This is a genomic window from Amycolatopsis keratiniphila (genome assembly GCF_000400635.2).
In the GTDB taxonomy this organism is placed as follows: domain Bacteria; phylum Actinomycetota; class Actinomycetes; order Mycobacteriales; family Pseudonocardiaceae; genus Amycolatopsis; species Amycolatopsis keratiniphila.
The window spans coordinates 1,049,663-1,073,596 of the sequence record NC_021252.1; the positions used below are offsets into that span (position 1 = coordinate 1,049,663).

Annotated in this window: 28 protein-coding genes and 1 pseudogene; 18 read left to right on the plus strand and 11 right to left on the minus strand. The window is 69.4% G+C overall.

Annotated elements, in window-relative coordinates:
• The first annotated feature begins 129 nt into the window (after positions 1 to 129).
• Genes AORI_RS46185 through AORI_RS46215 form a run of 7 tightly spaced genes read left to right on the plus strand, consistent with a single transcriptional unit; the run spans position 130 to position 3,746 of the window.
• Positions 130 to 456: a helix-turn-helix transcriptional regulator gene (locus tag AORI_RS46185; RefSeq protein WP_016331437.1), complete on the plus strand. Its 327-nt coding sequence runs from the start codon at positions 130 to 132 to the stop codon at positions 454 to 456.
• The gene (locus AORI_RS46190; RefSeq protein WP_016331438.1) at positions 453 to 1,118 is read left to right on the plus strand and encodes a permease prefix domain 1-containing protein; all 666 of its coding nucleotides are present in this window, start codon (positions 453 to 455) and stop codon (positions 1,116 to 1,118) included. Before AORI_RS46185 ends, AORI_RS46190 begins: the two co-directional genes overlap by 4 nt.
• On the plus strand, positions 1,115 to 1,765 hold the full coding sequence (locus AORI_RS46195) for a permease prefix domain 1-containing protein (protein WP_016331439.1): 651 nt from the start codon (positions 1,115 to 1,117) through the stop codon (positions 1,763 to 1,765). Before AORI_RS46190 ends, AORI_RS46195 begins: the two co-directional genes overlap by 4 nt.
• Positions 1,762 to 2,436, plus strand: a complete 675-nt coding sequence (locus AORI_RS46200; RefSeq protein ID WP_016331440.1) for a permease prefix domain 1-containing protein — start codon at positions 1,762 to 1,764, stop codon at positions 2,434 to 2,436. Before AORI_RS46195 ends, AORI_RS46200 begins: the two co-directional genes overlap by 4 nt.
• Positions 2,433 to 2,735 (plus strand): DivIVA domain-containing protein, encoded by a 303-nt coding sequence (locus AORI_RS46205; protein WP_043847912.1) that lies wholly within the window; start codon positions 2,433 to 2,435, stop codon positions 2,733 to 2,735. Before AORI_RS46200 ends, AORI_RS46205 begins: the two co-directional genes overlap by 4 nt.
• On the plus strand, positions 2,732 to 3,181 hold the full coding sequence (locus AORI_RS46210; RefSeq protein WP_016331442.1) for an SRPBCC family protein: 450 nt from the start codon (positions 2,732 to 2,734) through the stop codon (positions 3,179 to 3,181). The genes AORI_RS46205 and AORI_RS46210 overlap by 4 nt, the downstream gene beginning before the upstream one ends.
• Entirely contained in the window at positions 3,174 to 3,746 is a 573-nt protein-coding gene (locus AORI_RS46215; RefSeq protein ID WP_016331443.1) for a DNA-3-methyladenine glycosylase I, read from the plus strand. Before AORI_RS46210 ends, AORI_RS46215 begins: the two co-directional genes overlap by 8 nt.
• A gap of 288 nt (positions 3,747 to 4,034) precedes the next feature.
• Here AORI_RS46215 and AORI_RS46225 read toward each other — a convergent pair whose 3' ends face one another.
• Positions 4,035 to 4,829, minus strand: coding sequence for an enoyl-CoA hydratase/isomerase family protein (locus tag AORI_RS46225; protein ID WP_016331445.1), 795 nt, complete (start codon positions 4,827 to 4,829; stop codon positions 4,035 to 4,037).
• A 195-nt stretch (positions 4,830 to 5,024) separates the two neighbouring features.
• Between AORI_RS46225 and AORI_RS82755 the strand changes: the two genes are divergently transcribed.
• A complete protein-coding gene (locus tag AORI_RS82755) occupies positions 5,025 to 5,192 on the plus strand; it encodes a DUF3117 domain-containing protein (protein ID WP_005155393.1) in 168 nt (55 codons plus the stop codon).
• A gap of 90 nt (positions 5,193 to 5,282) precedes the next feature.
• Entirely contained in the window at positions 5,283 to 6,746 is a 1,464-nt protein-coding gene (locus AORI_RS46230; RefSeq protein WP_016331446.1) for a leucyl aminopeptidase family protein, read from the plus strand.
• Between the two features lie 7 nt (positions 6,747 to 6,753).
• Here AORI_RS46230 and AORI_RS46235 read toward each other — a convergent pair whose 3' ends face one another.
• Positions 6,754 to 7,365: a phosphatase PAP2 family protein gene (locus AORI_RS46235; RefSeq protein WP_016331447.1), complete on the minus strand. Its 612-nt coding sequence runs from the start codon at positions 7,363 to 7,365 to the stop codon at positions 6,754 to 6,756.
• 69 nt (positions 7,366 to 7,434) lie between these two features.
• Positions 7,435 to 8,319: a LysR family transcriptional regulator gene (locus tag AORI_RS46240; protein ID WP_016331448.1), complete on the minus strand. Its 885-nt coding sequence runs from the start codon at positions 8,317 to 8,319 to the stop codon at positions 7,435 to 7,437.
• A gap of 105 nt (positions 8,320 to 8,424) precedes the next feature.
• Between AORI_RS46240 and AORI_RS84700 the strand changes: the two are divergent.
• A pseudogene (locus AORI_RS84700) lies at positions 8,425 to 9,594 on the plus strand (MFS transporter); the annotation flags it as partial.
• Positions 9,595 to 9,617: 23 nt separating this feature from the next.
• Here the strand turns inward: AORI_RS84700 and AORI_RS82760 are convergent.
• Complete coding sequence (locus tag AORI_RS82760; RefSeq protein ID WP_038519085.1) at positions 9,618 to 10,268, minus strand: O-methyltransferase; 651 nt, start codon at positions 10,266 to 10,268, stop codon at positions 9,618 to 9,620.
• A 178-nt stretch (positions 10,269 to 10,446) separates the two neighbouring features.
• Between AORI_RS82760 and sigE the strand changes: the two genes are divergently transcribed.
• Complete coding sequence (gene sigE / locus AORI_RS46250) at positions 10,447 to 11,067, plus strand: RNA polymerase sigma factor SigE (protein WP_034313360.1); 621 nt, start codon at positions 10,447 to 10,449, stop codon at positions 11,065 to 11,067.
• The gene (locus tag AORI_RS46255) at positions 11,064 to 11,741 is read left to right on the plus strand and encodes an anti-sigma factor family protein (RefSeq protein WP_016331451.1); all 678 of its coding nucleotides are present in this window, start codon (positions 11,064 to 11,066) and stop codon (positions 11,739 to 11,741) included. Before sigE ends, AORI_RS46255 begins: the two co-directional genes overlap by 4 nt.
• Positions 11,742 to 11,750: 9 nt before the next feature.
• Here AORI_RS46255 and AORI_RS46260 read toward each other — a convergent pair whose 3' ends face one another.
• On the minus strand, positions 11,751 to 12,407 hold the full coding sequence (locus AORI_RS46260; RefSeq protein ID WP_043847913.1) for an LppU/SCO3897 family protein: 657 nt from the start codon (positions 12,405 to 12,407) through the stop codon (positions 11,751 to 11,753).
• Between the two features lie 161 nt (positions 12,408 to 12,568).
• Between AORI_RS46260 and AORI_RS46265 the strand changes: the two genes are divergently transcribed.
• A complete protein-coding gene (locus AORI_RS46265) occupies positions 12,569 to 14,110 on the plus strand; it encodes a S1C family serine protease (protein ID WP_043848579.1) in 1,542 nt (513 codons plus the stop codon).
• A 55-nt stretch (positions 14,111 to 14,165) separates the two neighbouring features.
• Positions 14,166 to 14,576, plus strand: a complete 411-nt coding sequence (gene tatB / locus AORI_RS46270) for a Sec-independent protein translocase protein TatB (RefSeq protein WP_016331454.1) — start codon at positions 14,166 to 14,168, stop codon at positions 14,574 to 14,576.
• 89 nt (positions 14,577 to 14,665) lie between these two features.
• On the opposite strand, the gene AORI_RS46275 is transcribed toward tatB, so the two are convergent.
• The 4 genes from AORI_RS46275 to AORI_RS46290 form a co-directional block, all read right to left on the minus strand.
• Complete coding sequence (locus tag AORI_RS46275) at positions 14,666 to 15,811, minus strand: Mrp/NBP35 family ATP-binding protein (RefSeq protein ID WP_016331455.1); 1,146 nt, start codon at positions 15,809 to 15,811, stop codon at positions 14,666 to 14,668.
• 159 nt (positions 15,812 to 15,970) lie between these two features.
• On the minus strand, positions 15,971 to 16,480 hold the full coding sequence (locus AORI_RS46280) for a DUF1003 domain-containing protein (RefSeq protein WP_005155380.1): 510 nt from the start codon (positions 16,478 to 16,480) through the stop codon (positions 15,971 to 15,973).
• On the minus strand, positions 16,473 to 17,771 hold the full coding sequence (locus AORI_RS46285) for a magnesium transporter MgtE N-terminal domain-containing protein (RefSeq protein ID WP_016331456.1): 1,299 nt from the start codon (positions 17,769 to 17,771) through the stop codon (positions 16,473 to 16,475). The genes AORI_RS46280 and AORI_RS46285 overlap by 8 nt, the downstream gene beginning before the upstream one ends.
• A 44-nt stretch (positions 17,772 to 17,815) precedes the next feature.
• Positions 17,816 to 18,727: an aminoglycoside phosphotransferase family protein gene (locus tag AORI_RS46290; RefSeq protein ID WP_016331457.1), complete on the minus strand. Its 912-nt coding sequence runs from the start codon at positions 18,725 to 18,727 to the stop codon at positions 17,816 to 17,818.
• Positions 18,728 to 18,815: 88 nt separating this feature from the next.
• Between AORI_RS46290 and AORI_RS46295 the strand changes: the two genes are divergently transcribed.
• Complete coding sequence (locus AORI_RS46295) at positions 18,816 to 19,646, plus strand: slipin family protein (RefSeq protein ID WP_016331458.1); 831 nt, start codon at positions 18,816 to 18,818, stop codon at positions 19,644 to 19,646.
• Positions 19,647 to 19,720: 74 nt separating this feature from the next.
• Entirely contained in the window at positions 19,721 to 20,809 is a 1,089-nt protein-coding gene (locus AORI_RS46300; RefSeq protein WP_016331459.1) for a hypothetical protein, read from the plus strand.
• 18 nt (positions 20,810 to 20,827) lie between these two features.
• Here AORI_RS46300 and AORI_RS46305 read toward each other — a convergent pair whose 3' ends face one another.
• Both AORI_RS46305 and AORI_RS46310 read right to left on the minus strand, forming a co-directional pair.
• The gene (locus AORI_RS46305; RefSeq protein WP_043847914.1) at positions 20,828 to 21,466 is read right to left on the minus strand and encodes a DUF4190 domain-containing protein; all 639 of its coding nucleotides are present in this window, start codon (positions 21,464 to 21,466) and stop codon (positions 20,828 to 20,830) included.
• Positions 21,467 to 21,515: 49 nt separating this feature from the next.
• Complete coding sequence (locus tag AORI_RS46310) at positions 21,516 to 21,890, minus strand: DUF4190 domain-containing protein (protein WP_016331461.1); 375 nt, start codon at positions 21,888 to 21,890, stop codon at positions 21,516 to 21,518.
• 193 nt (positions 21,891 to 22,083) lie between these two features.
• Here AORI_RS46310 and AORI_RS46315 point away from each other — a divergent pair, with 193 nt between their 5' ends.
• Both AORI_RS46315 and AORI_RS46320 read left to right on the plus strand, forming a co-directional pair.
• Positions 22,084 to 23,280, plus strand: coding sequence for an acyl-CoA dehydrogenase family protein (locus AORI_RS46315; RefSeq protein WP_016331462.1), 1,197 nt, complete (start codon positions 22,084 to 22,086; stop codon positions 23,278 to 23,280).
• Between the two features lie 60 nt (positions 23,281 to 23,340).
• On the plus strand, positions 23,341 to 23,856 hold the full coding sequence (locus tag AORI_RS46320; RefSeq protein ID WP_016331463.1) for a YflT domain-containing protein: 516 nt from the start codon (positions 23,341 to 23,343) through the stop codon (positions 23,854 to 23,856).
• Positions 23,857 to 23,934: the final 78 nt, after the last annotated feature.

A 23,934-nucleotide genomic window follows, 5' to 3' on the forward strand; every position in this document is an offset into this window, starting at 1 on the left:
GTATACGTAGGCTGGCTACATGTAGCCACTAAATCTATGAAATCGGGGTGATCTCGGGGACATTCCCTGAGGCCGGTCCGGGAAAGTCCCGGCTACCCTGGCATGCGGCGATGTGTAGACTGTCTATTTATGAAGGCCGACAGCCTGCGCGGGCACCTCGACGCGCTGCTCCTCGCCGTCCTTGACGGCCGGAAGCTGCACGGATACGCCATCATCGAGGCGCTCCAGCTCCGCAGCGACGGTGCGCTCGACCTGCCGACCGGCACCGTCTACCCGGCGCTTCGCCGGTTGGAGCGCGCCGGCTACCTCGCCAGCGAATGGGACGTCGTGTCCGGCCGCAAACGTCGTACGTACAAGCTCACCCGCTCCGGGCAGAAGGCCTTGGCGGCGGAACGGGCGGAGTGGCAGGAGTTCACCACCGTGATCGGTGGTGTCCTCGGGGGGAGCACGGCATGAACGCGATCGAGGCCTACATCGGTGATCTGGACGCCAGATTGCGCGGGTCGGCGGGGGCGAAGGCCGATCTGCTCACCGAGGCCAGGGACGGCCTGGTCGACGCGGCCGAGGCGTACCGCGAGGGCGGTGTCGACGAGGCGGAAGCCGAACGCCGTGCCGTCGCCGACTTCGGCCCGGTCGCGGTGATCGCGCGTGACTATCAGGCCGAGCTGGCCTTGCGCGGCGACATCGGCACCCTGTGGAAGGTCATCGTCGGTGTGCCGCTGATCCAGGTGACCTGGGAGCTGGCGCGGATCTGGACCTATGGCGACTGGAGCCGCTCGGGAAAGCCGAACCCGGAGTGGTACATGGCCGTCATCGAACTCTTCGGCGTCCTGGTCCTCGTTCCGGCCGTGATCGGAGCGGTTTCGCTTTTCGGGGCGCGGCGGCTGGGGCGCAGGCTCGACAGCGTGAGGCTGGGAAAGGTGACGCGGTGGACGGTGGGTGCCGCGGCGGGCACGAACCTGCTGGCGCTGCTGCTGCTCACCGTGAGCACCACGGTCCTCGATCCGTCGAGGATGAACGTGAGCCTCGTGTGCAACCTGGTGGCGCTCGGCTGGGTCGCGTTCAGTTTCTGGCTGCTCTCACCGGCTTTCCGGCCCCGGCCCGCGCTCGCCGCATGAACGCGATCGAGGCCTACATCGGCGAGCTGGACGCCCGCTTGCGCGGGCCGTCGTCGGCGAAGAACGACCTGCTCACCGAGGCGAGAGACGGTCTGACGGACGCTGCCGAGGCTTATCGCGCGGGCGGCATCGACGAGGCGGAAGCCGAACGCCGTGCCGTCGCCGACTTCGGCCCGGCGGAGCTGATCGCCCGTGACTACCAGGCGGAACTGGGACTCCGGCGCGACATCCGCGTGCTGTGGGAGCTGATCGCCGGTGTCCCGCTGCTCATCCTCGGCTGGGATCTCGCACGGGGCTTCGGTGACTGGTCGCGGTTCGGCGACGCGCCGTCCTGGTACCACCGCGCGATCGGCGCGGCCGACACGCTGGCCGCGCTGTCGCCGGCCGTCGCGGTCGCCGGGCTGATCGCGGCCCGGCTTCTTTCCCGGCGGGCAGCCGGTCCGCCCGTCGCCCGCACGGTCTCCTGGTCGCTGGCGGGCGCGGTGGGACTGAACCTGCTCGCGGTCGCGACCTACGGCGGCGCGACCGGGCTGCTGGAGCCCGCCCGCATGCTCGTCAGCGTGCCGTGCGCGGTCATGTCCGGAGCCTGGATCCTGTTCAGCATGCGGCTCGCGGTCGCCGCACGGAGTCGGAGAGCCACGGCATGACGGTGATCGAGGCCTATTTGGGCGAATTGCGCGCCCGGCTGGAGGGGCCGGCGTCGGCGAAGCGGGATCTGCTGCGTGAGGCACGGGACGGGCTCAACGACGCCGCGGACGCGTATCGCGACGGCGGCTGGAGCGAGTACGAGGCGCAACGGCGCGCCGTCGACGATTTCGGGCCGGTGCAGCTGATCGCGCGGGACTATCAGGCCGAACTGGGGATGCACAGTGGCACCCGCACCCTGTGGAAGCTGATCCTCGGCGTGCCGATGATGCAGCTCGCCTGGGAGTTCGCCCGCAAATGGACCTTCGGCGACTGGTCGCAGCTCGCGACGCCGACCCCGGGTTGGTACAAGTACGTCGCCCAGTTCACCCACGGCTCGGTGTTCATCGTGCCGATGCTGGGGGTGCTCGCGTTGCTCAGCATGCGCTGGCTTTCCCGGCGGATGGACGGCACCCGGCTGGTCAGGACCGCCGGCGTGCTGATCGGCGAGGCCGTCGGGCTGAACCTGCTTTCGGTGGCGCTGCTGGTGATCGCCACCGGGTTCATCGACGCGTCGAGACTGTTCCTGTCGGTGCCGTGCGGGATCCTCATGGTGCTCTGGGTGGTGCTCAGCGTGCGACTCGCGTTGCTGGCGCGACGATCGTGGCGTTCGTGTGCCACGATCGTGGCGTGACGACCGCCCTGATCTATCTCGTAGTCATGCTGCTGGTGGCCGCCGTGGTGTTTTTGCTGGCCGCCGTGGTGTTCGGCCGGGGTGAGGAGCTGGCCCCGCTGCCGCCCGGCGGCTCGCCGACCAGGCTGCCCGCCGAGGACATCACCGCCGAGGACGTCCACGCCGTCCGCTATCAGATGGTGCTGCGCGGCTACAAGATGTCCGAAGTGGACTGGGTGATGCGGCGGCTCGGCGTCGAGATCGAGGACCTGCGGGCCAAGGTGGCCGAACTCGAGGAAGAGCGCGAGGGCGCCAGGTGACCGATGTCGTCGTCTCCGTCGACGTCGCGGTACCGGCCGGGACGGCTTGGCTCGCCCTGACCGACTGGGAACGCCAGGGCGAATGGATGCTCGGCACTCAGGTCAAGGTCGTCGAGGGCAACGGGCGCAGCGTGGGTTCGAAGCTGTCGGCGTTCACCGGTGTCGCCGGGATCGGCTTCACCGACACCATGGAGATCACCAGCTGGGAGCCGCCGCTGCGCTGCGTCGTGCGGCATCTCGGCAAGATCGTGCAGGGCACCGGGGTCTTCCAGGTGATCGAGAAGGGGCCGCATGCCTCGACGTTCGTCTGGGCGGAGCATCTGCGGCCGCCGTTCGGCGTCGTCGGACGGCTCGGCTGGCCGGTCGCGAAACCGGGCTTCGAACTGGGACTGCGGTTGAGCCTGCAGAGATTCGTGAAGTACGCGGAGGGGTACAGGGTTGGCTGAGGCGGGTCTGCTGGGGGCGGACGGGATCAAGCGGTGCTCGTGGGGCAATTCGGCGCCGGACTACGCCGAATACCACGACTCCGAATGGGGCGTCCCGCTCCACGGCGACGAAGAGCTGTACGAGCGACTGTGCCTGGAGTCGTTCCAGTCCGGGCTTTCGTGGATCACGATCCTGCGGAAACGGGAGTCGTTCCGGAAGGCGTTCGCCGGATTCGAGCCGGAGAAGGTCGCTCTGTTCACCGACGACGACGTCGCCCGGCTCATGGCGGACGCGTCGATCGTGCGGAACCGGGCGAAGATCCTGGCGGCGATCAACAACGCGCGGGCGATCTCGGAGCTGGACGTTCCGCTGGACGACCTGCTGTGGTCGTTCGCGCCCGCTTCGCACGCCCGGCCGCGGCGGATGGCGGATGTCCCGGCGATCACCGACGAGTCGAAGGCGATGGCGAAGGAACTCAAGAAGCGCGGCTTCGTGTTCCTCGGGCCGACGACCTGTTACGCGCTGATGCAGGCGACGGGGATGGTCGACGACCACGTGAAGGACTGCTTCCGGGCCGGCTCGTGAGTGGCGTTTCGGGTCCCGATCTTGGGCACTCACCGCTGATGTGCGGGTGGCGGTGTCGCGTGACTGGATGGCCGACACGCGTGATCAGCCGGACGACACACGTGTCCAGGCGGACGGCTCGAGGACCGGCCTCGGCTGCGCGCGTGTCGTCCGTCCAGTCACGTGTGTCGTCCATCTGATCACACGCGCCGTCTCATCGATCACGCGCAAGCGCCGAAGCGATCCGGGCCCGGTCGTGAGTGGCGTTTCGGGTTAGAACCCGAAACGCCACTCACGAGGCCCAAAGCGCTACTTGCCCTGGAAGTTCGGCTTGCGCTTGCCCACGAAGGCCTCGACGGCCTCGGTGTGGTCGGCCGTCGCGCCCAGCGCGGACTGCGCCGCATCTTCGGCGTCGAGCGCCTCTTCGAGGGACGACTCGGCGGCGACCGCGAGGACGTTCTTGATCTTCGCGTACGCGACCGTCGGGCCGGACGCGAGCTTCGCGGCGACCTTCTGCGCGCGGGCGGCCAGTTCCTCGTCCGGAACGACCTCGCTGACCAGTCCCAGTGTCAGCGCCTCGGCGGAGTCGACCGTGCGCGCCATCAGCATCAGCTCGGCCGCGCGGCCGAGGCCGATCAGCCGCTGCAAGGTCCACGACGCGCCCGAGTCCGGGCCGAGGCCGACGTTCGCGAACGCCATCAGGAAGTTCGCCGACGTCGCCGCGATCCGGAGGTCGCTCGCGTACGCGAAGGCCGCGCCCGCGCCGGCCGCCGGGCCGTTCACCGCCGCGATGACCGGCTTCGGCATCCCGACGATCGTCTTGACGATCGGGTTGTAGTGCTCCTTGACCGTGTGTAGCGGCGCGGGGTCACCCGCCTGCAGCAGCCCGACGTGCTCCTTCAGGTCCTGACCGGCGCAGAACGCCTTGCCCGAACCGGTCAGCACGACCGCGCGGACGCTGTCGTCGGCCGCGGCCTCGGTCAGGCCCGCCAGCAGCAGTTCCTTGAGTTCGACGGTCAGCGAGTTGTACGCCTGCGGCCGGTTCAGCGTGAAGGTGCGCACGCCATCGGCGTCGGCGGTCAGCAGAACGTCGGATGTGGTCACGGGATCTCCTAGTCGGCGAAACTGCGGTCTGAGACGAGTCTTTCAGCCTCGCGAGCCGCATACCAGCACCGATACGGCGGCAAAAGATCGGTCCGCGTTCGCGCTCGGCCGCTGATGAGGGACAATGGACAGTAGACCCGGCTGGCTTTGACGAGCGCGACCCGGGCGCGCCGGTTGAGACGGAGGGAGCACGCTATGGCGGCCATGAAGCCCCGGACCGGAGATGGTCCCCTCGAAGTGACTAAGGAGGGGCGGGGCCTCGTGATGCGCGTACCACTCGAAGGTGGTGGGCGTCTCGTCGTCGAACTCTCCGCGGAAGAAGCGAAGGATCTCGGCGCGGCCCTGCAGGAGGTCACCGGCTGAGCCGGACCGCACCAACGTTCAACCACCCGCACCCCGGTCTCCCTTCGGAGGCCGGGGTCGCGGTTCATCTGCGCCCGGAGGTCGCTCACTGTGCGTAACCCGCTACCCCCCGTTCCGGGGAAGCTGCTCGAACTCGAAGTCTCGGACGACCTCAGGCGCGGTACGCCGCTGGCCACGTTGATCGCGGCGCCGTCCGAAGAGGACGGTGACGCCGGGCTCGCGGAGATCGGCGGCGTGCGGCCCACCGGCAAGGCCGGTGACGTGCAGACCGTGCCGACCGGCGGCGTCCGCTGGCTGGCGGGCGTCGGCGACGGCGAGCCGAAGCAGTACCGCAAGGCCGGTGCCGCGCTGGTCCGCGCCGTTTCGTCGGCGCTCGAAGACGACGTCAAGGCGGGCCAGAAGGCGTTCCGCGCCTTCGCCGTCGAGCTGCCCGAGGACGCGGGCGCCGAGCACGTCGAGGAACTCGCGTTCGGGCTGCTGCTGGGCGGCTACCGGTTCACGGTGACGGCCGAGGAGCCGAAGCCGAGCCTGCGGACCGTGCGCTTGATCACACGGCACGAGCACGCCGCGGACGCCTTGGAGCGGGTTCGCGAACTCGCCGCGGCCGCCGCGTTCGCACGCGACCTGGCGAACACGCCGTCGAACGTCAAGACGCCCGCTTGGCTCGCCGAAACGGCCGTCCGCGTCGCCGGCGGCATCCCGAACCTGACCGTGACGGCCAGGGACGAGAAGTGGCTGGCCGAGCAGGGCTTCGGCGGCGTCCTCGCCGTCGGTGGCGGGTCGGCCGCGCCGCCGCGGCTGATCGAGCTGGAGTACCGGCCGCGCGGGGCGAAAACGCATCTGCTGCTGGTCGGCAAGGGCATCACCTTCGACACCGGCGGCCTTTCGATCAAACCGGCCGACGGCATGCACCTCATGCGCACCGACATGGCGGGCGGCGCGGCGATCATCGCCGCGGTCCGCGCGATCGCCGCGCTGCGCCTGCCGGTCAAGGTCACCGCGCTGGTGCCCGCCGCCGAGAACCACGTGTCCGGTTCGTCGTACCGGCCGGGCGACATCGTCCGGCACTACGGCGGCAAGACCACCGAGGTGGGCAACACCGACGCCGAGGGCCGGATGGTCCTGGCCGACGCCCTCGTCTACGGCATCAAGAAGCACAAGCCGGACGCGGTGATCGACGCGGCGACCCTGACCGGCGCCATGAAGGTCTCGCTCGGCGTCCGCACCGGCGGCGTCTTCGCCACCGACGACGCGCTCGCGGAGCGGGTCACGAAGGCGGGCGAGCGGGTCGGCGAGGCGTGGTGGCGGATGCCGCTGCTGGAGGACCTCGCCGAGACCGTGCAGGGCTCGCTCGGCGACGTCCGGCAGGCGCCGGGCGGCCCCGGTGGCATCGTCGCGGCGCTGTTCCTGCGGGAGTTCGTCGGGGACGTGCCGTGGGCGCATCTCGACATCGCCGGCCCCGCGCGGGCCGACAAGACCTACGCCGACGTCGTGCCGGGGGCCACCGGGTTCGCGGCGCGGACGCTGGTCGAACTGGTCGCTTCCTACGCCTGACCTGCGGTTACCTGCGGGGTGGGAGCAAGGGACCTTTGCTACCACTCCGCAGGTCGACCCTGGGCATGGGCTGGGTCGGCGCGTCGCCGGCGTGGGCGGTGAGCCGCCGGGCGATCCCGGTCGCGGGGCCGGTCAGGTACCGGAACACGAGCCACGCCGTCACGGAGCCGAGGACGAGCCCGGCGAGCACGTCGTGCGGGTAGTGCGCGCCGACGAAGACCCGCGAGAACCCCATCAGCACCGCACCCGGGAGCACCCACGGCGCGAGTCGCCGCCAGGCGAGTGCCAGCCCGACGGCGGCCGCCGCCCCGATGGTGGAGTGGTTGCTCGGGAACGACCAGTCGCCGATCGGCGGGCAGTCGACGAGCGTGACGAGGTTCCGGCACGGCCGGTCCTCCTGGATCACGCTCTTCAGGCCTTCGCTGATCAAGTACGCGATCGCGGTCGCGGCGGGCGGCAGCAGTGCCGCGGCGATCCGGACGGGCGAGGTGCGCGCCCGCCACAGCATCCAGGCGAAGAGTCCCGCGAAGGCGAGCAGTCCTGCTTCGGTGAACAGGATTGCCGTCGCCTGAAGCCAGTTCGGGCTCCCGCCCGCCAACTCCACGATGTCGTCGTACATTCACCCGAAGTTAGCGAAAACGACGCGCTCGCGTGGTGGACGAACGACAGGAACCGACCCTGACGATCGTCAACGGGCTTGCGCGCGGACCCGCTCCCGGAACCGCAGGACGGCGGGCGGCAGGACGACGTCCTTGCGCCAAGCCAGCCCGATGGTCCGGCCGACCGGCGGCACCAGCGGGACTTCGGCGACACCTGCCGGACTTCCCGGCTCGAAGCGGGGGAGGAGTGCGACGCCGAGCCCGGCCGCGACGAGCCCGCGGACCGTGTCGGACTCCTGCCCCTCGAAGGCGATCTTCGGCTCGAAGCCGGCCGCGGCGCACAGTTCGTCCGTGATGGTGCGGAGGCCGTAGCCGGTTTCGAGGAGCACGAATTCCTCGTCCTTGAGGTCCTCGATGGCGGCGCTGGGCCGGTCGGCGAGGCGGTGCGACGTCGGCACGGACAGGAAGATCTCCTGCTCGGACAGCACGGCGGTGTCGAGCAGCGGATCGTCGACGGGGGCGGGCGCGAGCAGCGCGAGGTCCAGTTCGCCGCTGGTCAGCCTGTCGACCATGTCCTGGCGCGAGCCTTGGACCAGCGTGAACCGGACGCCCGGATGGTCCGCGCGATAGCCGCGGAGCAGCGTGGGGACCAGTGATCGGCCGAGCAGGTGCAGGAAACCGAGGACGATGTGCCCGGATTCCGGGTCGACCTCCTCGCGGGCTTGGCGGACCCCGGCGTCGACGGCGGCGAGAGCGCGTTCCGCGGCGTCGGCGAGCAGTTCGGCGGCCCGGGTGAGCCGGATGCCGCGGCCGTCGGGGACGGTCAGCGGTGCGCCGAGGGCCTCGCCGAGCGCCGCGATCCGGCGGCTTACCGTGGGCTGCGGGACACCGAGCAGCTCGGCCGCGCGTGTGACGTTCGTCGTGCGGCGGAGTGCGGTGAGCAGAGCGAGCTGGGGGGCTAGCTGGGCGGTCATCCTTTCATTCAGCACGGTATCGATTGTGGCAGATGAACGTATTAGACGTATCGTTTAGCCAGGCTTAGCTTCGAGATCGTGCCTGCCACCGGAACCACCCGCCGCGTGACGATCGCCGTCGCCGCGGCCGGGATCTCGTCGTTCGCGCTGCTCTACGCGCCCCAGCCGGTGCTGCCGCAACTGGCCGAGCAGTACCACCTCGATCCCGGTGGCGCCTCGCTCGCGGTGAGCGTCGCGACCGGCGCGCTCGCCATCGCCGTGCTGCCGATCGCGGCGCTTTCGGAGGTCGTGGGACGGCGTCCGGTGATCCTCGCTTCGGTGGTCGCGTCGGTCGTCTTCGGTTTCCTGCTGCCGCTGGCGCCCAGCTATCCGGCGCTGCTCGTGCTGCGGGCGCTGCAGGGGGTCGCCATCGCGGGGTTCCCCGGAGTGGCCGCGGCCTACCTCGCGGAACGGCTCGGCAAGGCCGGGCTGGCGGCGGCGGTGGGCGCGATGATCGCCGGGAACACCGTCGGCGGCATGGTCGGACGGCTCGCGGCCGGGTTCACCGCTGGACCGTTCGGCTATCAGGGCGCGCTGCTCGTCGTCGCGGTGGTCGGGCTGGTCTGCACGGTGGTCACGGTGCTGGCCCTGCCGCCGGGGGAGCAAGGGACCTTTGCTACCACTTTCGCGGATCGTCGCAGGTCAGAGCGGTTCCGCGCGCACGGCAAGGCGGTGCTCGCCGGGCTGGGCGCGGCCGTCCGGAAGCCGGTCCTGCTGGTCCAGTACGCGGTCGCGCTGCTGGCGATGGGCTCGTTCGTCGCGTTGTACAACGCCGCAGGGTTCCGCCTGACCGGCGAGCCGCTGAACCTGTCGCCCGCGATCGCGTCCCTCGTCTTCCTCGCGTACGCGATCGGCTCGGTCTCCTCGGCGACGGCGGGCAAACTCGTCGCCCGATTCGGGCGTCGCCGGTCGCTCGCCGGTGCCCTGCTGCTCACGATCGCGGGCGCCGCGCTGACGCTGTCCGACTCGCTGCCCATGGTCGTCGCCGGGTTCGTGGTGCTGACCGGCGCGTTCTTCGCCGCGCACGCCGTCGCCAACGGCTGGGCCGCGGCGGAGGCGCCCGAGAACGCCCGCGGCCAGGTGGGCGGGCTCTACACGCTTTCGTATTACCTCGGCAGCAGCGTCGGCGGCGCCGTCGGCGCGACCGTGTACGGGCACGCGGGCTGGACGTGGCTGATCGTGCTCACCGCCGCCTGGCTGGCCCTCGCCGCGGTGGCCGTGGTCGCGGTGGTCCGGGAAGTGGTAGCAAAGGTCCCTTGCTACGCGATCGCGGCGACCAGCAGCCCGCCGCCCACCGGCAACAGCGCCGGGACCAGCCGCTCGTCCTCCCTGAAGGCCCGCGCGACCTCCCGGAGCGCGAGAGTGTCCGGATCACGCCGTGAGGGGTCGGTCACCCTGGTGCCCGAGACGTTGTGGAACGCCAGTATCCCGCCGGGCCGCAGCAGCGCGACGGCCTTCTCGTAGCAACTCGGGTACTCGACCGGCGCCGAATCGACGAACACCAGGTCGTAGCCGCCGGGGGTGAGCCGGGGGAGGACGTCGAGCGCGCGTCCCATGATCAGCCGGGTCCGCCCCGGCGGGTAGCCGGCCTCGCGGAACGCCGCCCGCGCCGCGCGGTGGTACTCCGGCTCGATGTCGATCGAGGTGAGGATCCCGTCGTCGACCATGCCGCCGAGCAGGCACAACCCGCTCACCCCGGCCCCGGTCCCGACCTCGACGACGGCCTTCGCCCGCAGCGTCGTGGCCAGAAAACGGAGAGTCGCACCCGCGCCCGCGCTCAGCGGACCGCAGCCCAGATCGGCCGACCGCGCCCGCGCGGCGGCCAGTACCTCGTCGTCGGGGACGTAGCCGTCGACGAGATCGGCGTCGGCGGCCTCGGCAGGCGAGCCCGCATGCGTCCCGGAATTCACACGCGGAGGTTAGCGCTGCCTATCGCCAAAAGAGCAGAAGACTCCTGGTAACGACTTCTCAGCCTCCTCTCAGTCCAGTCTCACTAGAAACATAAGCAGGCCGGACAGACTGGTCCTCGACAACGGGAACACCGTGCTCATCGCCCGCGTTGGGTGGAGTAGTTGGGAGAAGACGCTGATGGAGGTGCCTACTTCCCCGATGCAGGAGACGATGCAGGACCAGCACGCGGACCAGGTCACGCCGGTGACGGTGGACGAGGCCGCATGGACGCCGCCCTCGTGGGACGAGGTCGTGCGTGAGCACGCCGACCGCGTGTACCGGCTGGCATACCGCCTGACCGGCAACGCCCACGATGCCGAGGACCTGACGCAGGAGACCTTCATCCGGGTCTTCCGCTCGCTCGCGTCCTACAAGCCCGGCACGTTCGAAGGCTGGCTGCACCGCATCACCACGAACCTCTTCCTCGACATGGCCCGCCGCCGCTCCCGCGTGCGGATGGAAGGCCTCCCCGAGGACACCGACCGCATCGTCGGTGACGACCCGAGCCCCGAGCAGGTCTACTCGGACACGCACCTCGACCCGGATCTGCAGGCCGCGCTCGACGAGTTGCCGCCCGAGTTCCGTGCCGCGGTCGTGCTGTGCGACGTCGAAGGCCTCTCGTACGAGGAGATCGGCGCCACCCTCGGTGTCAAGCTCGGCACCGTGCGCAGCCGGATCCACCGCGGCCGCCAGGCGCTTCGTGCTTCTTTGGAGCGTCGTCGCGCCGCGGCGCAGGAGTCTGCGAAGGTGGGGGTATGACCGCACCGCGAGGTTGGGGACTCCCCGAGTCGCATCTGCTTCCGGACGCCATCGTCGCCTTCGTGGACGGCGAGCTGACCCTCGGCGCCCAGGACAGGGCTTCGGCGCATATCGCCCGTTGCCAGTCCTGTGCCGCCGAGGTGACCGCCCAGCGCCAGGCCGTCGCGGCCGTGAAGCAGGCGGGAGCCCCGTCGATGTCGGCGGGTTTCCTGGCCAGCCTTTGCTCCATCCCGCAGAACACCGAAATCCCCGGCACGCCGGACAACCTGGCGATGACCGCGGACGGCCAGCTCGTCGCCATCCAGCGGCCCGACCGGGTCGCCGGCCTCCGCGACACCGGGGTCTTGGGCGGTACCGCGCCGTTGGGATCATCGGCGCCGCTGGGCCAGTCGCCGAACGTCCTCGGCGGCGGGCGGTTCGGTCTCGCCCGGCGGAAGTACGCGCAAGGCGCCGGGGTCGTCGTTTCGGGCCTGGTCCTGAGTGCCCTGGCCCTGGTCGCGACCTCGGGTGACGGCAGCGAAGAGCAGCCGAACACCGGCCTCACCCCGCCGCAAGGCGTCAACGCCGGTCTGCTGCCCGCGCAGCTGGGCGGCGGCGCCCAGCCGGAACCGCCGCGCAGCACCACGCCGAGCCCGAGCACGTCCAGCGTGCCCATGCCCGTCTCGGCCCGCTGATCCGCTTCGTCAGGGTTTGACGAAGCAGATCGTCGCGCTCTTGAACTTCTGCGTCGCGCCGTACGCCGTGTAGGAGATCACCTCTTCCGTGCCCTCCTTGCACGGACTGTTCACGTAGCTGGCCTTGTCGAACACCTCGCTGATCTTCAGCCGCGCTCCCGAGCAGTTCACCAGCGGCGGCGGGGTCTTGGTCTTGATGTCGTCGAAACACAGGCCGACCTGGGCGTTGATCCCCAGGCAGAGTCCGACGCCTTCACCGCGCAGCGGGGTCGCTACCGAGTAGCTGTAGAAGCCCTCCGGGCAGTCGCCCTTGACCGTGCCCTTGACGCTCACGACGTACGGCGTCTGCGGGTTGTCGCAGGCGGCCTTCACCGCGTCCGCCTCTTTCCCGGTGCCGGTCAGCTGGACGCAGTCGCCGGCCTCCACCTTGGTGGCCTGCTTCTCCGGTCCGGCGGCCGACTTCATCACGAGGACGAGGCCGATCCCGCCGCCGGCCACGACGAGCGCGGCGACGAGCAGCAGCACCTTCACCTTGGTGGTCAGGCCCTTCTTCTTGGGTGGCTGCTGGGGCCGGCCTTGCTGCTGAGGCCACTGCTGCTGGTGTTGAGGCCATTGCTGAGGAGGGACGTTCTGAGGAGGGAAAGGAGCCCCCGGATTCTGCGACATGGCCGTTAGCGTGCCACAAGGTGAGACATGTTCGCTGCGAGTGTCACATTTCTGTCCGCTTCGGCGAATCAACGCGCACTTCACCGTGGTCACGGCAGAATCCACGGTGAGGCTTGGCGTACTCTCGCGTCCGGCCAACCTGATCTCAGCCCCGGGGAATGATGACCGAGCAGCCGAACGCGAATCCGCAGCAGCCTGGTGACCCGGCGGGGGATCGGCTGGCACCGCGCCCGCTGGCCCGGCCCGCCGTCGATCCGGCGCAGGCGGCCACGTTCGGGAGGCCGCATGGCGTCGACGGCGCCTTCGACAAGCTGTACCAGCCCGGCAGGAACGGGCAGTCCGCGCCGGGCCTGAACCTGGCGCCGCCGACGCCGGAATCGCTCGCCGAAGCCTTCCGCCGCCCGCCGGGCGCCGAAGGTATCGTGCTGGAGCGGCCGCACGGGAGCAACGGCTCCGGGTCGTCCGCGGACGGCCCGGAAGACCCGCTCTGGACCCCGACATCGGACCCCTGGCGTGATCCCGGTTCCGGCGCGGTGCTCGCCGGTCCCGCCGTGCAGCAGGATGCGAAGGAAGAGAAGGACGCGAAGCGCCCGCAGGGTGCCCTGCTGAGCCTTCCGGAGGTCCTCTTCGGGCGGCGTGTGCAGACGAAGGCGCTGGCGATGCTCGCCGCGGTCGCGCTGGTCATCGGCGCGGTAGGCGGGCTGATCGGCTGGTGGTTCGCCGACACCGGCACCGAACTGACCGGCCAGGCCAGCATCTCCGAGGCCGATGCGGCCAAGGAACGCCCGGCGGGCTCGATCGCGGACATCGCCCACCGGGTGGCGCCCGCCGTCGTCTCGCTCGAGGTGTTCAAACCCGGCGCCGACGCCGGACAGCAGGGCTCCGGGGTCGTCATCGACAACCAGGGCTACGTGCTCACCAACGAGCACGTGATCTCCGCCGCGACGGCCGATTCGGCCACCAAGGTCACCGCCGTCTTCTTCGACGGCAAACGCGTCGAGGCGAAGGTCGTCGGCGCCGACCCCAAGACCGACCTGGCCGTGGTCAAGGTCGACGTCAAGAACCTCACCGCGCTGCAGGTCGGGAAATCGTCCGAGCTGGCGGTCGGCGACTCGGTGATCGCCGTCGGTTCGCCGCTGGCGCTGCAGAACTCGGTCACCGCCGGCATCGTGAGCGCGCTCAACCGCCCGGTGACCGCCGGCGGCGACGGCGGCAGCGCGCCGGTGATCTACGAGGCCATCCAGACCGACGCCGCGATCAACCACGGCAACTCGGGTGGCGCGCTCGTCGACGCGACCGGCGCGCTGGTCGGGATCAACTCCGCGATCCGCTCGTCCAGCGCCGAAGGCGGCAGCATCGGCATCGGGTTCGCCATCCCGAGCGACTACGCGGTGAAGATCGCGAAAACACTCATCAAGGACGGCAAGGTCGTCCACCCCGACATCGGCATCAACGCTTCGTCGACCGTCGCGGGCTCCAGCACCATGGGCGCACAGGTCCGCAACGTCGCTCCGGGAGGCCCCGCGGCCTCGGCGGGGATCAAAGAAGGCGACGTCATCACGGAAGTCGGCGGACGGCTCGTGCGCGACTCGGCGGAACTGCTCGTCGCGGTCCGCGCCCGCGAAGTCGGCGAAGTGGTCCCTGTCCGGCTTGTCCGGGATGGGTCTTCACTTGTCGTGGACGTGAAACTGGCCTCGGACTAGCGAGTTCGGCCGGGTACCCTGAACGGGGAAGACGCCGAGGCGGAGGTTCACACGGGTGTTCGAGAGTGTCGGCTGGGGAGAGATCCTCATCATCGTCGTCGCGGGTCTTTTCATCCTCGGTCCGGAACGGCTGCCCGAAGCGGCGTCGTGGGTGGCGAAGAGCGTCCGCAAGGTCCGCGACTTCGCGACCGGGGCCAAGACGCAGCTGCGCGAGGAGATGGGCCCGGAGTTCGATCAGCTGCGCAAGCCGCTGGAGGACCTGCGAGGCCTGCGGAACTTCGACCCGAAGCGGGTCGTCACCCAGCACCTGTTCGACGGTGACACGGATCCGCTGGGGCTCAACAACGTCAACGGCACCAACGGTTCCAATGGCGCAGCCAAGCCCAACGGCCACCCGGCGCCGGCTGCGCAGCCTGAGCCGCTGAAGCCCGGCGAGCGCCCTCCGGTCGACCCGGACGCCACCTGAACCCCCCAACACGCATTTAGTCCTCTGAATGCGGTCCTTGCGTGTGCAAGTACCGCATTCAGAGGACTAAATGCATGAGAGGGGGACGGTCAGCGGCCGGCGGGGGTGACGTTCAGCATCATCCCGGCCAGCCCGCGCGCCCGGACGGTCAGCTTCTTCGCCGCCTCCTTGAGCACGAGCGACGCCGGTGCTTCCGGCTCGGCCAGCACGATCGGCGTGCCCGCGTCGCCGTTGGAGACCACGCGCGGGTCCATCGGGACCTGCCCGAGCAGCGGCACCGTCGACCCGACCGACTTCGACAGCGAGTCGGCCACCGACTGCCCGCCGCCGGAGCCGAAGATCTCCATCTTCTGGCCGTCGGGCGTCTCCAGCCACGACATGTTCTCGATGACCCCGGCCACCCGCTGCCGTGTCTGAAGCGCGATCGCGCCCGCGCGCTCGGCCACCTCGGCGGCGGCCTGCTGCGGGGTGGTGACGACCAGGATCTCCGCGTTCGGGATGAGCTGCGCCACCGAGATCGCGATGTCGCCGGTGCCCGGCGGCAGGTCCAGCAGCAGGATGTCGAGGTCGCCCCAGAACACGTCGGCGAGGAACTGCTGCAGCGCGCGGTGCAGCATCGGCCCGCGCCACACCACGGGGGTGTTGCCCGGGGTGAACATGCCGATCGAGATGACCTTCACGCCGTGCGCCTGCGGCGGCATGATCATGGTGTCGACCTTGGTCGGCTTCTCCCGCGCGCCGAGCATCCGCGGCACCGAGTGCCCGTAGATGTCCGCGTCCACCACGCCGACGGACAGCCCGCGTTCGGCCATCGCGGCCGCGAGGTTCACCGTCACCGAGGACTTGCCGACGCCGCCCTTGCCGGACGCGACGCAGTAGACGCGCGTCAGCGAGCCCGGCTGCGCGAACGGGATCACCGGTTCCGCGGCGTCGCCGCGCAGCGATTTCCGCAGCTCAGTGCGTTGCTCGTCGCTCATCACGTCGAGCTCGACCCGGACGTCGCTGACGCCGGGGAGCTTCTTGACGGCTTCGGTGGTGTCGTTGGTCAGCGTCGCCTTCAGCGGGCAGCCGGCGACCGTCAGGTAGATCCCGACGGTGACCACACCGTCCGAGCCGACCTCCACGTCCTTGACCATGCCGAGTTCGGTGATCGGTTTCTTGATCTCCGGGTCGTACACGGCCTTCAGCGCGGTGCGGACATCGTCGACGCTGGGGAGTTGCTGCGTACTGGTCACCTCTCCATGTTACGTACCGGTAGGCGGAGCTGGACGAACCCGCCTGGCCGAAGGCTCCGGGATCACGGCGGCAGGGCGCCCTGACGAGCAAGAAGTGACCCTGTTCGGCCAGCGTGCGCCCTGGCGACGGGATCGCGGCCGGGGGCTCATCCGCAAAAATCAAGTACCGGTAGGCGTGCGGTCGGGTTTGGCCTTGCGCGGCTTGGCGTCGAGATCCTCACGGAGCCGGTCGAGCTCGCCCCGCAGGAAGTCCCGGGTGGCGACCTCGCCGAGCGCGATCCGCAGCGACGCGAGCTCCCGCGCGAGGTATTCGGTGTCGGCCTTCGTCTGCGCGGCGCGATTCCGGTCCTCGTCGAGTGAGACGCGGTCGCGGTCGTCCTGCCGGTTCTGCGCCAGCAGGATCAGCGGCGCGGCGTACGCGGCCTGCGTCGAGAACGCCAGGTTGAGCAGGATGAACGGGTACGGGTCCCATTGCAGCGAGACCGCGACCAGGTTCAGCACGATCCAGACGATGACGATCAGCGTCTGCCAGAACAGGTACTTGCCGGTGCCGAGGAACCGCGCGATCCGTTCGGTGAACCGGCCGAACGAGTCGGGGTCGATGTTCAGCCTGAACCGGCTCTGGCCTCGGGGCTGGTCGAGCCGCCGCCCGGACGTCAGTTCAGGCACGTTCGGCCTCCTCGGTGATCTCGCCGGTGATGTCGTGCAGCCCGGTCTCGCGCCAGTCTTCCGGGAGCAGGTGGTCGAGCACGTCGTCGACGGTGACCGCGCCGAGCAGGTGGTCCTCGGCGTCCACCACCGGCCCGCAGGTGAGGTTGTAGGCGGCGAAGTAGCGCGTGACCTCGGACAAGGTGGCCTTCGGCCGCAGCGCGGGCAGCTGGGAGTCGACGGCGCTCGCCACCATCTCCGCGGGTGGTTCGCGCAGCAGTCGCTGGAAGTGGACGACGCCGACGAAGCGCCCTGTCGGCGTCTCCGTCGGCGGACGGCAGACGAACACCATGCTCGCCAGCGCCACCGGGAGGTCGGCGTTGCGGATGTGCGCGAGCGCCTCGGCGATCGTGGCGTCCGGGGTCAGCACCACCGGCTCGGGTGTCATCAGACCGCCCGCGGTGTCGGAGGAGTACTCCAGCAGCCGCTTCACCGGCGCCGACTCCTCGGGTTCCATCAGTTCCAGGAACCGGTTCTGCTCGGCGGGCGCCAATTCGGCCAGCAGGTCGGCGGCGTCGTCGGGGTCCATCGCTTCGAGGATGTCGGCGGCCCGTTCCTCGGCGAGGTAGGACAGCAGTTCCTTCTGGTCGTCTTCGGGAAGCTCCTCGATGACGTCGGCGAGGTGCTCGTCGTCCATCGCGTCGGCGACCTCGTGCCGTCGTTTGAGGGGCAGGTCGCGGACCGTGGCGGCGACGTCGGCCGGGCGCATGGTGTCGAACAGCATCAGCAGCTGCGCCGCGCCCTGGGTCTGGCCGGTCAGATCGGTCAGCCCGAGCCCGGACACCTCCGACCACGGCAGCACCTGCATCGCCGAACGCCGCCTGCCGAGGCCGAGTCTGCTCGATCGTTCGCGGATCGCGAGCTTCGCGAGCACCCAGTCCCGTGTCCGCGTCGGTTCCATGGCGGCGTCGACGACGGTGATCCTGGTGTCGGAGCCCGCGAGCGTGGCGTACGCGTCGAAGAGCTGCCCGACCACCAGCACCTCGTTGGGCCGCTGATGGAAGCGCCGCATGTTCACCGATCCGGTGGCGAGTGTGACCGCGCTGGGCTCGATCGAGGTCACGCGCAACATCGGCACGAACACGCGGCGCCTCGTCGTCAGCTCGACCACGATGCCCAGGATCCGCGGCGGTTGCTGGTCCAGGCGCAGGCCCGCGACCAGGTCCCGCACCTTGCCGATCGATTCACCATCGGGGCCGAAAACCGGCAAACCGGCCAGCTGAGCTGCGAATACCCTGTTCACGGCTGCCATGCCCGAAGGTTATCCGCTCCCGGGGCCCGCGACGATTCCTGTGATCACCGCAATGCCCAGGCGGCGATCCCGGGGACGGCGGTGTAGGCCGGGTCTTCGGCGATGGTCTCGGGCGAGGCGCCCTCGGCGAGGTCTTCGTACAGCCAGGTCCAGTTCTGCACCGCGCGGACCAGCGTCCACGCCCGCGTGCGTTCGGCGTCCACCCCGGCGGCCGCGGTGAACCACTTGATCTTTTCGTCCATTGTGGACTCGTTCGCCCGGTTCCAGAGGATCGAGATCGCGCCGAACTCCAGATCACCCGAAAGCGGCTTCGGGTCGATCACCAGCCACGGTTCGCGCGCCCCGGCGAGGACGTTCTCGAAGTGCAGATCCTCGTTCACCATCAGCTCACCGGCTTCCGGCCCGAGGTTCACGCAGATCTCCACCGCCGCGTCGACGTACTTGCGGTCGAACGGTTCGCCCAGTTCGCTCCAGGTCTCCGGAAGCTCGGTGACCAGCTCCGCGGCCTCTTCGCGCAGGGATCGCCGCAGTGCTTCGGGAGCGGGGACGGCCAGCCGCCGCGCCAGCGCGCCGACGGTCTCGACGGCCTCCTGGATCGGCTCCGTTTCCAGCGACCGGGTGGCGTCGAGCCGCTCCAGGAGCAGCACGCCGTCCTCGGGCACGTTGTCGTACATCAGGACCGCGCCCTGACCGGCCCAAGTGGACAGTGCGAGCGGTTCGTCGTCGGACTCCTCGTGCGGCCAGCCGAGTTTGAGGATCGCGGGGGAGCCGTCCGCGCGGCGCACGGGCTGCGCGACGCCGACGAAGCCGTGCATGGCCTCGCCGTCGTATTCGAGCTGCCACTTGGCGGTGTACTTCTCGGCGAGGAACGGGAGGGAATCGAGCCACTCGGCGGCTCCGGGGCCGAGTTCGGCGGCGCGGTCGAGGAATTTGGGCGGGATCTTGAAACCGGTCACGAACCCACCTTGGCAGGCCTGTCCACCGTGTTTCGCCCGTGACTCGCCGGGCGTACCGTGAACAGCGAGAACAACCCCGGGAGCAGCCATGGTGGTGGAGATTCTCAGTGCGGTCGCCGTCGCGGGCGGAGCGTGGCTCGCGACCAGCCTTCGCGTGGTGAAACAGTACGAACGCGGTCTCGTGTTCCGGTTCGGGCGGGTGCGCCCGGCCATCCGGGAGCCGGGGCTCGCGCTGCTGGTACCGATCGCGGACAGACTGCAGAAGGTCAACATGCAGATCGTCACGATGCCGATCCCCGCACAGGACGGCATCACCCGCGACAACGTCACCGTGCGGGTGGACGCGGTCGTGTACTTCAAGGTGATCGACCCGGTGCTGGCCGCGGTCAACGTGCAGGACTACCGCTCGGCCGTCGGCCAGGTCGCGCAGACCTCGCTGCGGTCCATCATCGGCAAGAGCGACCTGGACGACCTGCTGTCCAACCGCGAGCGGCTGAACGAGGGCCTGGAGCTGATGATCGACAGTCCGGCGCTGGACTGGGGCATCCACATCGACCGGGTCGAGATCAAGGACGTCGCGCTGCCGGAGTCGATGAAGCGCTCGATGTCACGCCAGGCCGAAGCCGAACGCGAACGGCGGGCGCGGGTCATCTCGGCCGACGGCGAACTGCAGGCGTCGCACAAGCTCTCGCAGGCGGCGGCGACCATGGCCGACACTCCGGCGGCGCTGCAGTTGCGGCTGCTGGAGACGGTCGTGCAGGTCTCGGCCGAGAAGAACTCGACGCTGGTTTTGCCGTTCCCGGTGGAGCTGCTGCGCTTCCTCGACGCGAACACGCCGAAGCGGGAGGCGCCTTCGGAGGAGCCGGAGGTTTCAGAGGGCAACGGCCAGGTGGCGCCGGCGCCCAGGGAAGGCAGCTGAGCGCATGAAGAAGCCCCAGGCGCTTGCATCAGAGGCGACACTGGGGCGTTCGTCACTGACGGTAGCATCTTCGGGTGCAGTCCGTCGAGACCGAAGAGCCCATGGTCTGGAATCTGCTGTCCGAACCCCGGATGGCTCCCTACCTCGAGGCAGCGTCGGGGGAGAAGGTCGCGGCCCTGCGGCTGTACGAATGGAGCGCGCGAACATCCTCCGCCGCTTTCGAGGTGGTCGGCCATCTCGAGGTGCTCCTTCGTAACGCTCTGGATCGATGTCTTCGCGAGCATTTCCGAGAGGACCAGTGCGGCATCCCGTGGTTCTTGCTGCCGACTCCCGGCGGGGACAATGTGGCGGAGGCCGTGGCCACCGTCCGGGAGCGGCTGCGCCCCCAGCGAAAGGAAACCCGGCACCAGATCATCGCCGGATTGAGCTTCGGGTTCTGGTCAGGTCTGCTCGGCCCCAAGTACGAGGAGCTGTGGCGCGATTGTCTTCATCGCGCCTTCCCGCACTCGTCGGGGAAGCGAAAGGAGGTCGCCGTCGCTGTCGAGCGGGTCCGCAAGTTCCGGAACCGGCTCGCGCACCACGACTCGACGATCAACGTCGACATACCCTTCGAGCTTCGCCAGATCTTCGACCTGGCCGCGTACATCGACAAGGATGCCGCGCGCTGGCTGAAGCGGTGCAGCGGACTGATGACCGTCTACGCGCAGCGGCCGGTCACGGTCGACGACACCGTCGTCGTTTCGGCGAAGCACGCTTGGCCGTTGTACGAGACCTGCTCCGCTTACGTGTGCCAATCCGGGCGGGCGTTTCGGCCGATCGAGCGTGTGGCGTTCTACGCGGACCGTGAGGTCAAGCTTGAAGTACCCGCCGTGCTTCACCGCCGGGACAACGTCGAGTGGTCTCCGGAAGAGGCATCGCGGCTTGGTGCTTCGGAGGATCGCTTCGACCGCAAGATCGCGAAGGTCATCGAGACGTCGGACGATACCTGGACGGATGGCCGCTATCAGGTCTTCCTGCTGACCGCTCCAGGACATCCCGACCACCGGCAGCTACGGCAGGCACTGCCGCATCTCGGCGCTGGACGAGGCTCGGCTTTCGTGCAGCGGCAGCGATATGTCTCCCTGCACTCCTTGGAGAACGCGGTGACGACAGCCGACCTCTAGACAGCCCGGCCGACGCCGTTAATCGAGCTCGCCGTTCACCCCGAGGATGATCATCGTCCCGATGAACCCGACGTACAGCGCGATGACGATGTACGCGATGACCACCGCCGCGAGCGCGATGCCGCGTCCGCCCGCTTCGCCGCGGTTCGCCTTCGCCAGCCCGATGTGTCCCAGGATCAGCCCGACGATCACGGTGACGCACGAGCAGATCCCGACGAGCGAGCACACCAGCCCGGCGATCGCCATCCCGTTGTCCTGCGACCGCGGGGGTGCCGCCATCGCGTACGGGTTGTAGGGCTGCGGCGGCGGATACGCGGCGGGCAACGGCACGGGCGTGTACACCGGCGGAACCGGAGCCGCGTAGGGCGGCGGCACGGGTTCGGCGGTCAGCGGGTCGATGGCCTGCCCGTACGTCTCGTCCGGAACCGGAACGGAAGCCGGCTCGGGAGCGGGCTCCGGGGCAGAAGCCGACGGCACCTCGAACGGAGCGGGCGGCTCGAACGGCGGAGGCGGCGTGAACGGCGCGGGCGGCTGGAACTGCTGCGGTTCCGCCGGGCTCGAAACCGTTTCGGACGACGCGGAAGTCGGATCCGAGAAGGTGTTCGAGTCGGTGTAGGACGACGTCGACGGTGTGTCCTGCGGGTCGGAACTGCTCATCCTGCTGGCCCCCTGGTTCGTGCGGGACTCCACCGTATCCGGGAAGGGGTCACGACACGCCCGCGGCACCGATCGCGAGCACCACGAAGACGAACCACAGGATGACCGGGATCAGCCACAGCGCGGTGACGACGTAGCCGATGATCATGCCCGCCTGCGCCATGCCCTGGCCGCCGGCTTCGCCGCGTTTGGCCTTCGAGAGCGCGATGTGCCCGAAGATGATCCCCAGGACCGCCGGGAAGCACATGACCAGCCCGATCAGCGAGCACACCAGCGACGCCACCGCCATGCCCTGATCCGGCGGCCGCACATAGGTCTGCTGGACGTAGTACTGCTGCGGCGGCGGTTGGTACGGCTGGAGTCCGTAGGGCTGCTCGAACTGCCCGGACGGCTGATGCCCGTACGGGTCGTGCGGATTCGTCATGCCGGGTCCCCTCGTAGACGAGGACCGTATCGCTACCGGAAAGCCCCGTGTTTCGCGGCGACGTTGAGCAGGACCGGGATCGGCCACGGATGGCGTACGCGTGACTGCGCTCATAGCGAGGTCCCACGCCAGGCGTCATACTCACCGGTAACCCAGCGCCGGGAGCCCGGTGCGCGCGAATTTAGGAGCAGCGATGGCTCGCCTCGCCCAGACCGCCGGCTTGACCGACGTGCAGTCCGAAATCCTGGCCACGGTCCGCCAGTTCGTGGACAAGGAGGTCATCCCGCGCGCGCAGGAGCTCGAGCACGCCGACACCTACCCCGCCGACATCGTCGAGGGGATGAAGGAGATGGGCCTGTTCGGGCTCACCATCCCGGAGGAGTACGGCGGCCTCGGCGAATCGCTGCTGACCTACGCGCTCGTGGTCGAGGAGATCGCGCGCGGCTGGATGAGCGTCTCCGGGGTCATCAACACGCATTTCATCGTGGCGCACATGATCAAGCAGCACGGGACGCCGGAGCAGAAGCAGCATTTCCTCCCGCGGATGGCGACCGGCGAGGTCCGCGGCTCGTTCTCCATGTCCGAGCCGGACCTCGGCTCAGACGTCGCCGCGATCAAGACCCGCGCCCGCAAGACCGACGACGGTTACGTCATCGACGGATCGAAGATGTGGCTGACCAACGGCGGCAGCTCCAACCTGATCGCGCTGCTCGTCAAGACCGACGAAGGCGCGGAGAAGGCCCACCAGAACCTCACCACGTTCCTGATCGAGAAGCCCGAGGGCTTCGGCGAGGTCGCGCCCGGCCTCACCATTCCCGGCAAGATCGACAAGATGGGCTACAAGGGCGTCGACACCACCGAAGCCGTGTTCGACGGCTACAAGATCGGTGCCGACAAGGTCCTCGGCGAAGCGCCGGGCAAGGGCTTCGCGTACATGATGGACGGTGTCGAGGTCGGCCGGGTCAACGTCGCCGCCCGCGCCTGTGGCATCGCGATCCGCGCGTTCGAACTCGCGGTGGAGTACGCCCAGCAGCGCAAGACCTTCGGCAAGGCGATCGCCGAGCACCAGGCGATCGCGTTCAAGCTCGCCGAGATGGCCACCAAGGTCGAGGCCGCGCATCTGATGATGGTCAACGCCGCCCGCCTCAAGGACTCCGGCGCGCGCAACGACGTCGAGGCCGGCATGGCGAAGCTGATCGCGAGCGAGTACTGCGCCGAGGTCACCCAGGACTCGTTCCGCATCCACGGCGGCTATGGCTACTCCAAGGAGTACGAGATCGAGCGCCTCATGCGCGAGGCGCCGTTCCTGCTCATCGGCGAGGGCACCAGCGAGATCCAGAAGACCATCATCAGCCGAGGCCTGCTCCGCGAGTACAAGTCCCGCTCCTGAACGTTCGCGCCTTTCGCCCGTCCTTGAGAAGATGGACCAGGACGGGCGAGAGGTGATTACGTGAGTGCTCCCTTTGGCGGAAGCGGCCGGGCTGCGGGCGGCCTGCCCAGGCTGCCGACACCGCCTACCGGCTGGCCGATCGGTTCCTACGCGACGTACGGGGAAGCCCAGCAAGCCGTCGGCTTCCTCGCGGAGAAGGAGTTCGGGGTCAGCGACGTGACCATCGTCGGTGTCGACCTGATGCTCGTCGAGCGCGTCGTCGGCAGGCTGAGCTGGGGCCGGGTGCTGGGCACCGGCGCGGTGTCCGGCGCGTGGTTCGGCCTGATCATCGGGCTGCTGCTGGGCATGTTCAACAACCAGGGTTTCGCCTGGCAGCCCATGATCGGCGGGCTCGTGCTCGGCATCCTGGCGTGGACGGTCTTCGCCGCGATCAGCTACAGCATGTCCCGCCGCGACTTCTCCTCCGCGAGCCAGCTGGTCGCCGGCCGCTACGACGTGCTCTGCCAGCCGCGTTCGGCCGAGCAGGGCCGCGAGCTCCTCGCCCAGCTGGCGTTGGGCGGCCGCCCCACCGGATGACATTCGGCGGTACTCGTTCACCTGTTCGTCGTGCGGTCCGCTGAATCGTTACCGATACTGCTTGCGGGCGGTGATCGC

Bases quoted from the DNA above. Each gene is read 5' to 3' on its own strand.
- AORI_RS46185 (WP_016331437.1), top strand. From the start codon at position 130: ATGAAGGCCGACAGCCTGCGCGGGCACCTCGACGCGCTGCTCCTCGCC.
- AORI_RS46190 (WP_016331438.1), top strand. From the start codon at position 453: ATGAACGCGATCGAGGCCTACATCGGTGATCTGGACGCCAGATTGCGC.
- AORI_RS46195 (WP_016331439.1), top strand. From the start codon at position 1,115: ATGAACGCGATCGAGGCCTACATCGGCGAGCTGGACGCCCGCTTGCGC.
- AORI_RS46200 (WP_016331440.1), top strand. From the start codon at position 1,762: ATGACGGTGATCGAGGCCTATTTGGGCGAATTGCGCGCCCGGCTGGAG.
- AORI_RS82755 (WP_005155393.1), top strand. From the start codon at position 5,025: ATGGCGGCCATGAAGCCCCGGACCGGAGATGGTCCCCTCGAAGTGACT.
- AORI_RS46235 (WP_016331447.1), bottom strand. From the start codon at position 7,365: ATGTACGACGACATCGTGGAGTTGGCGGGCGGGAGCCCGAACTGGCTT.
- AORI_RS46240 (WP_016331448.1), bottom strand. From the start codon at position 8,319: ATGACCGCCCAGCTAGCCCCCCAGCTCGCTCTGCTCACCGCACTCCGC.
- sigE (WP_034313360.1), top strand. From the start codon at position 10,447: ATGGAGGTGCCTACTTCCCCGATGCAGGAGACGATGCAGGACCAGCAC.
- AORI_RS46255 (WP_016331451.1), top strand. From the start codon at position 11,064: ATGACCGCACCGCGAGGTTGGGGACTCCCCGAGTCGCATCTGCTTCCG.
- AORI_RS46260 (WP_043847913.1), bottom strand. From the start codon at position 12,407: ATGTCGCAGAATCCGGGGGCTCCTTTCCCTCCTCAGAACGTCCCTCCT.
- AORI_RS46265 (WP_043848579.1), top strand. From the start codon at position 12,569: ATGACCGAGCAGCCGAACGCGAATCCGCAGCAGCCTGGTGACCCGGCG.
- AORI_RS46285 (WP_016331456.1), bottom strand. From the start codon at position 17,771: ATGGCAGCCGTGAACAGGGTATTCGCAGCTCAGCTGGCCGGTTTGCCG.
- AORI_RS46295 (WP_016331458.1), top strand. From the start codon at position 18,816: ATGGTGGTGGAGATTCTCAGTGCGGTCGCCGTCGCGGGCGGAGCGTGG.
- AORI_RS46305 (WP_043847914.1), bottom strand. From the start codon at position 21,466: ATGAGCAGTTCCGACCCGCAGGACACACCGTCGACGTCGTCCTACACC.
- AORI_RS46310 (WP_016331461.1), bottom strand. From the start codon at position 21,890: ATGACGAATCCGCACGACCCGTACGGGCATCAGCCGTCCGGGCAGTTC.
- AORI_RS46315 (WP_016331462.1), top strand. From the start codon at position 22,084: ATGGCTCGCCTCGCCCAGACCGCCGGCTTGACCGACGTGCAGTCCGAA.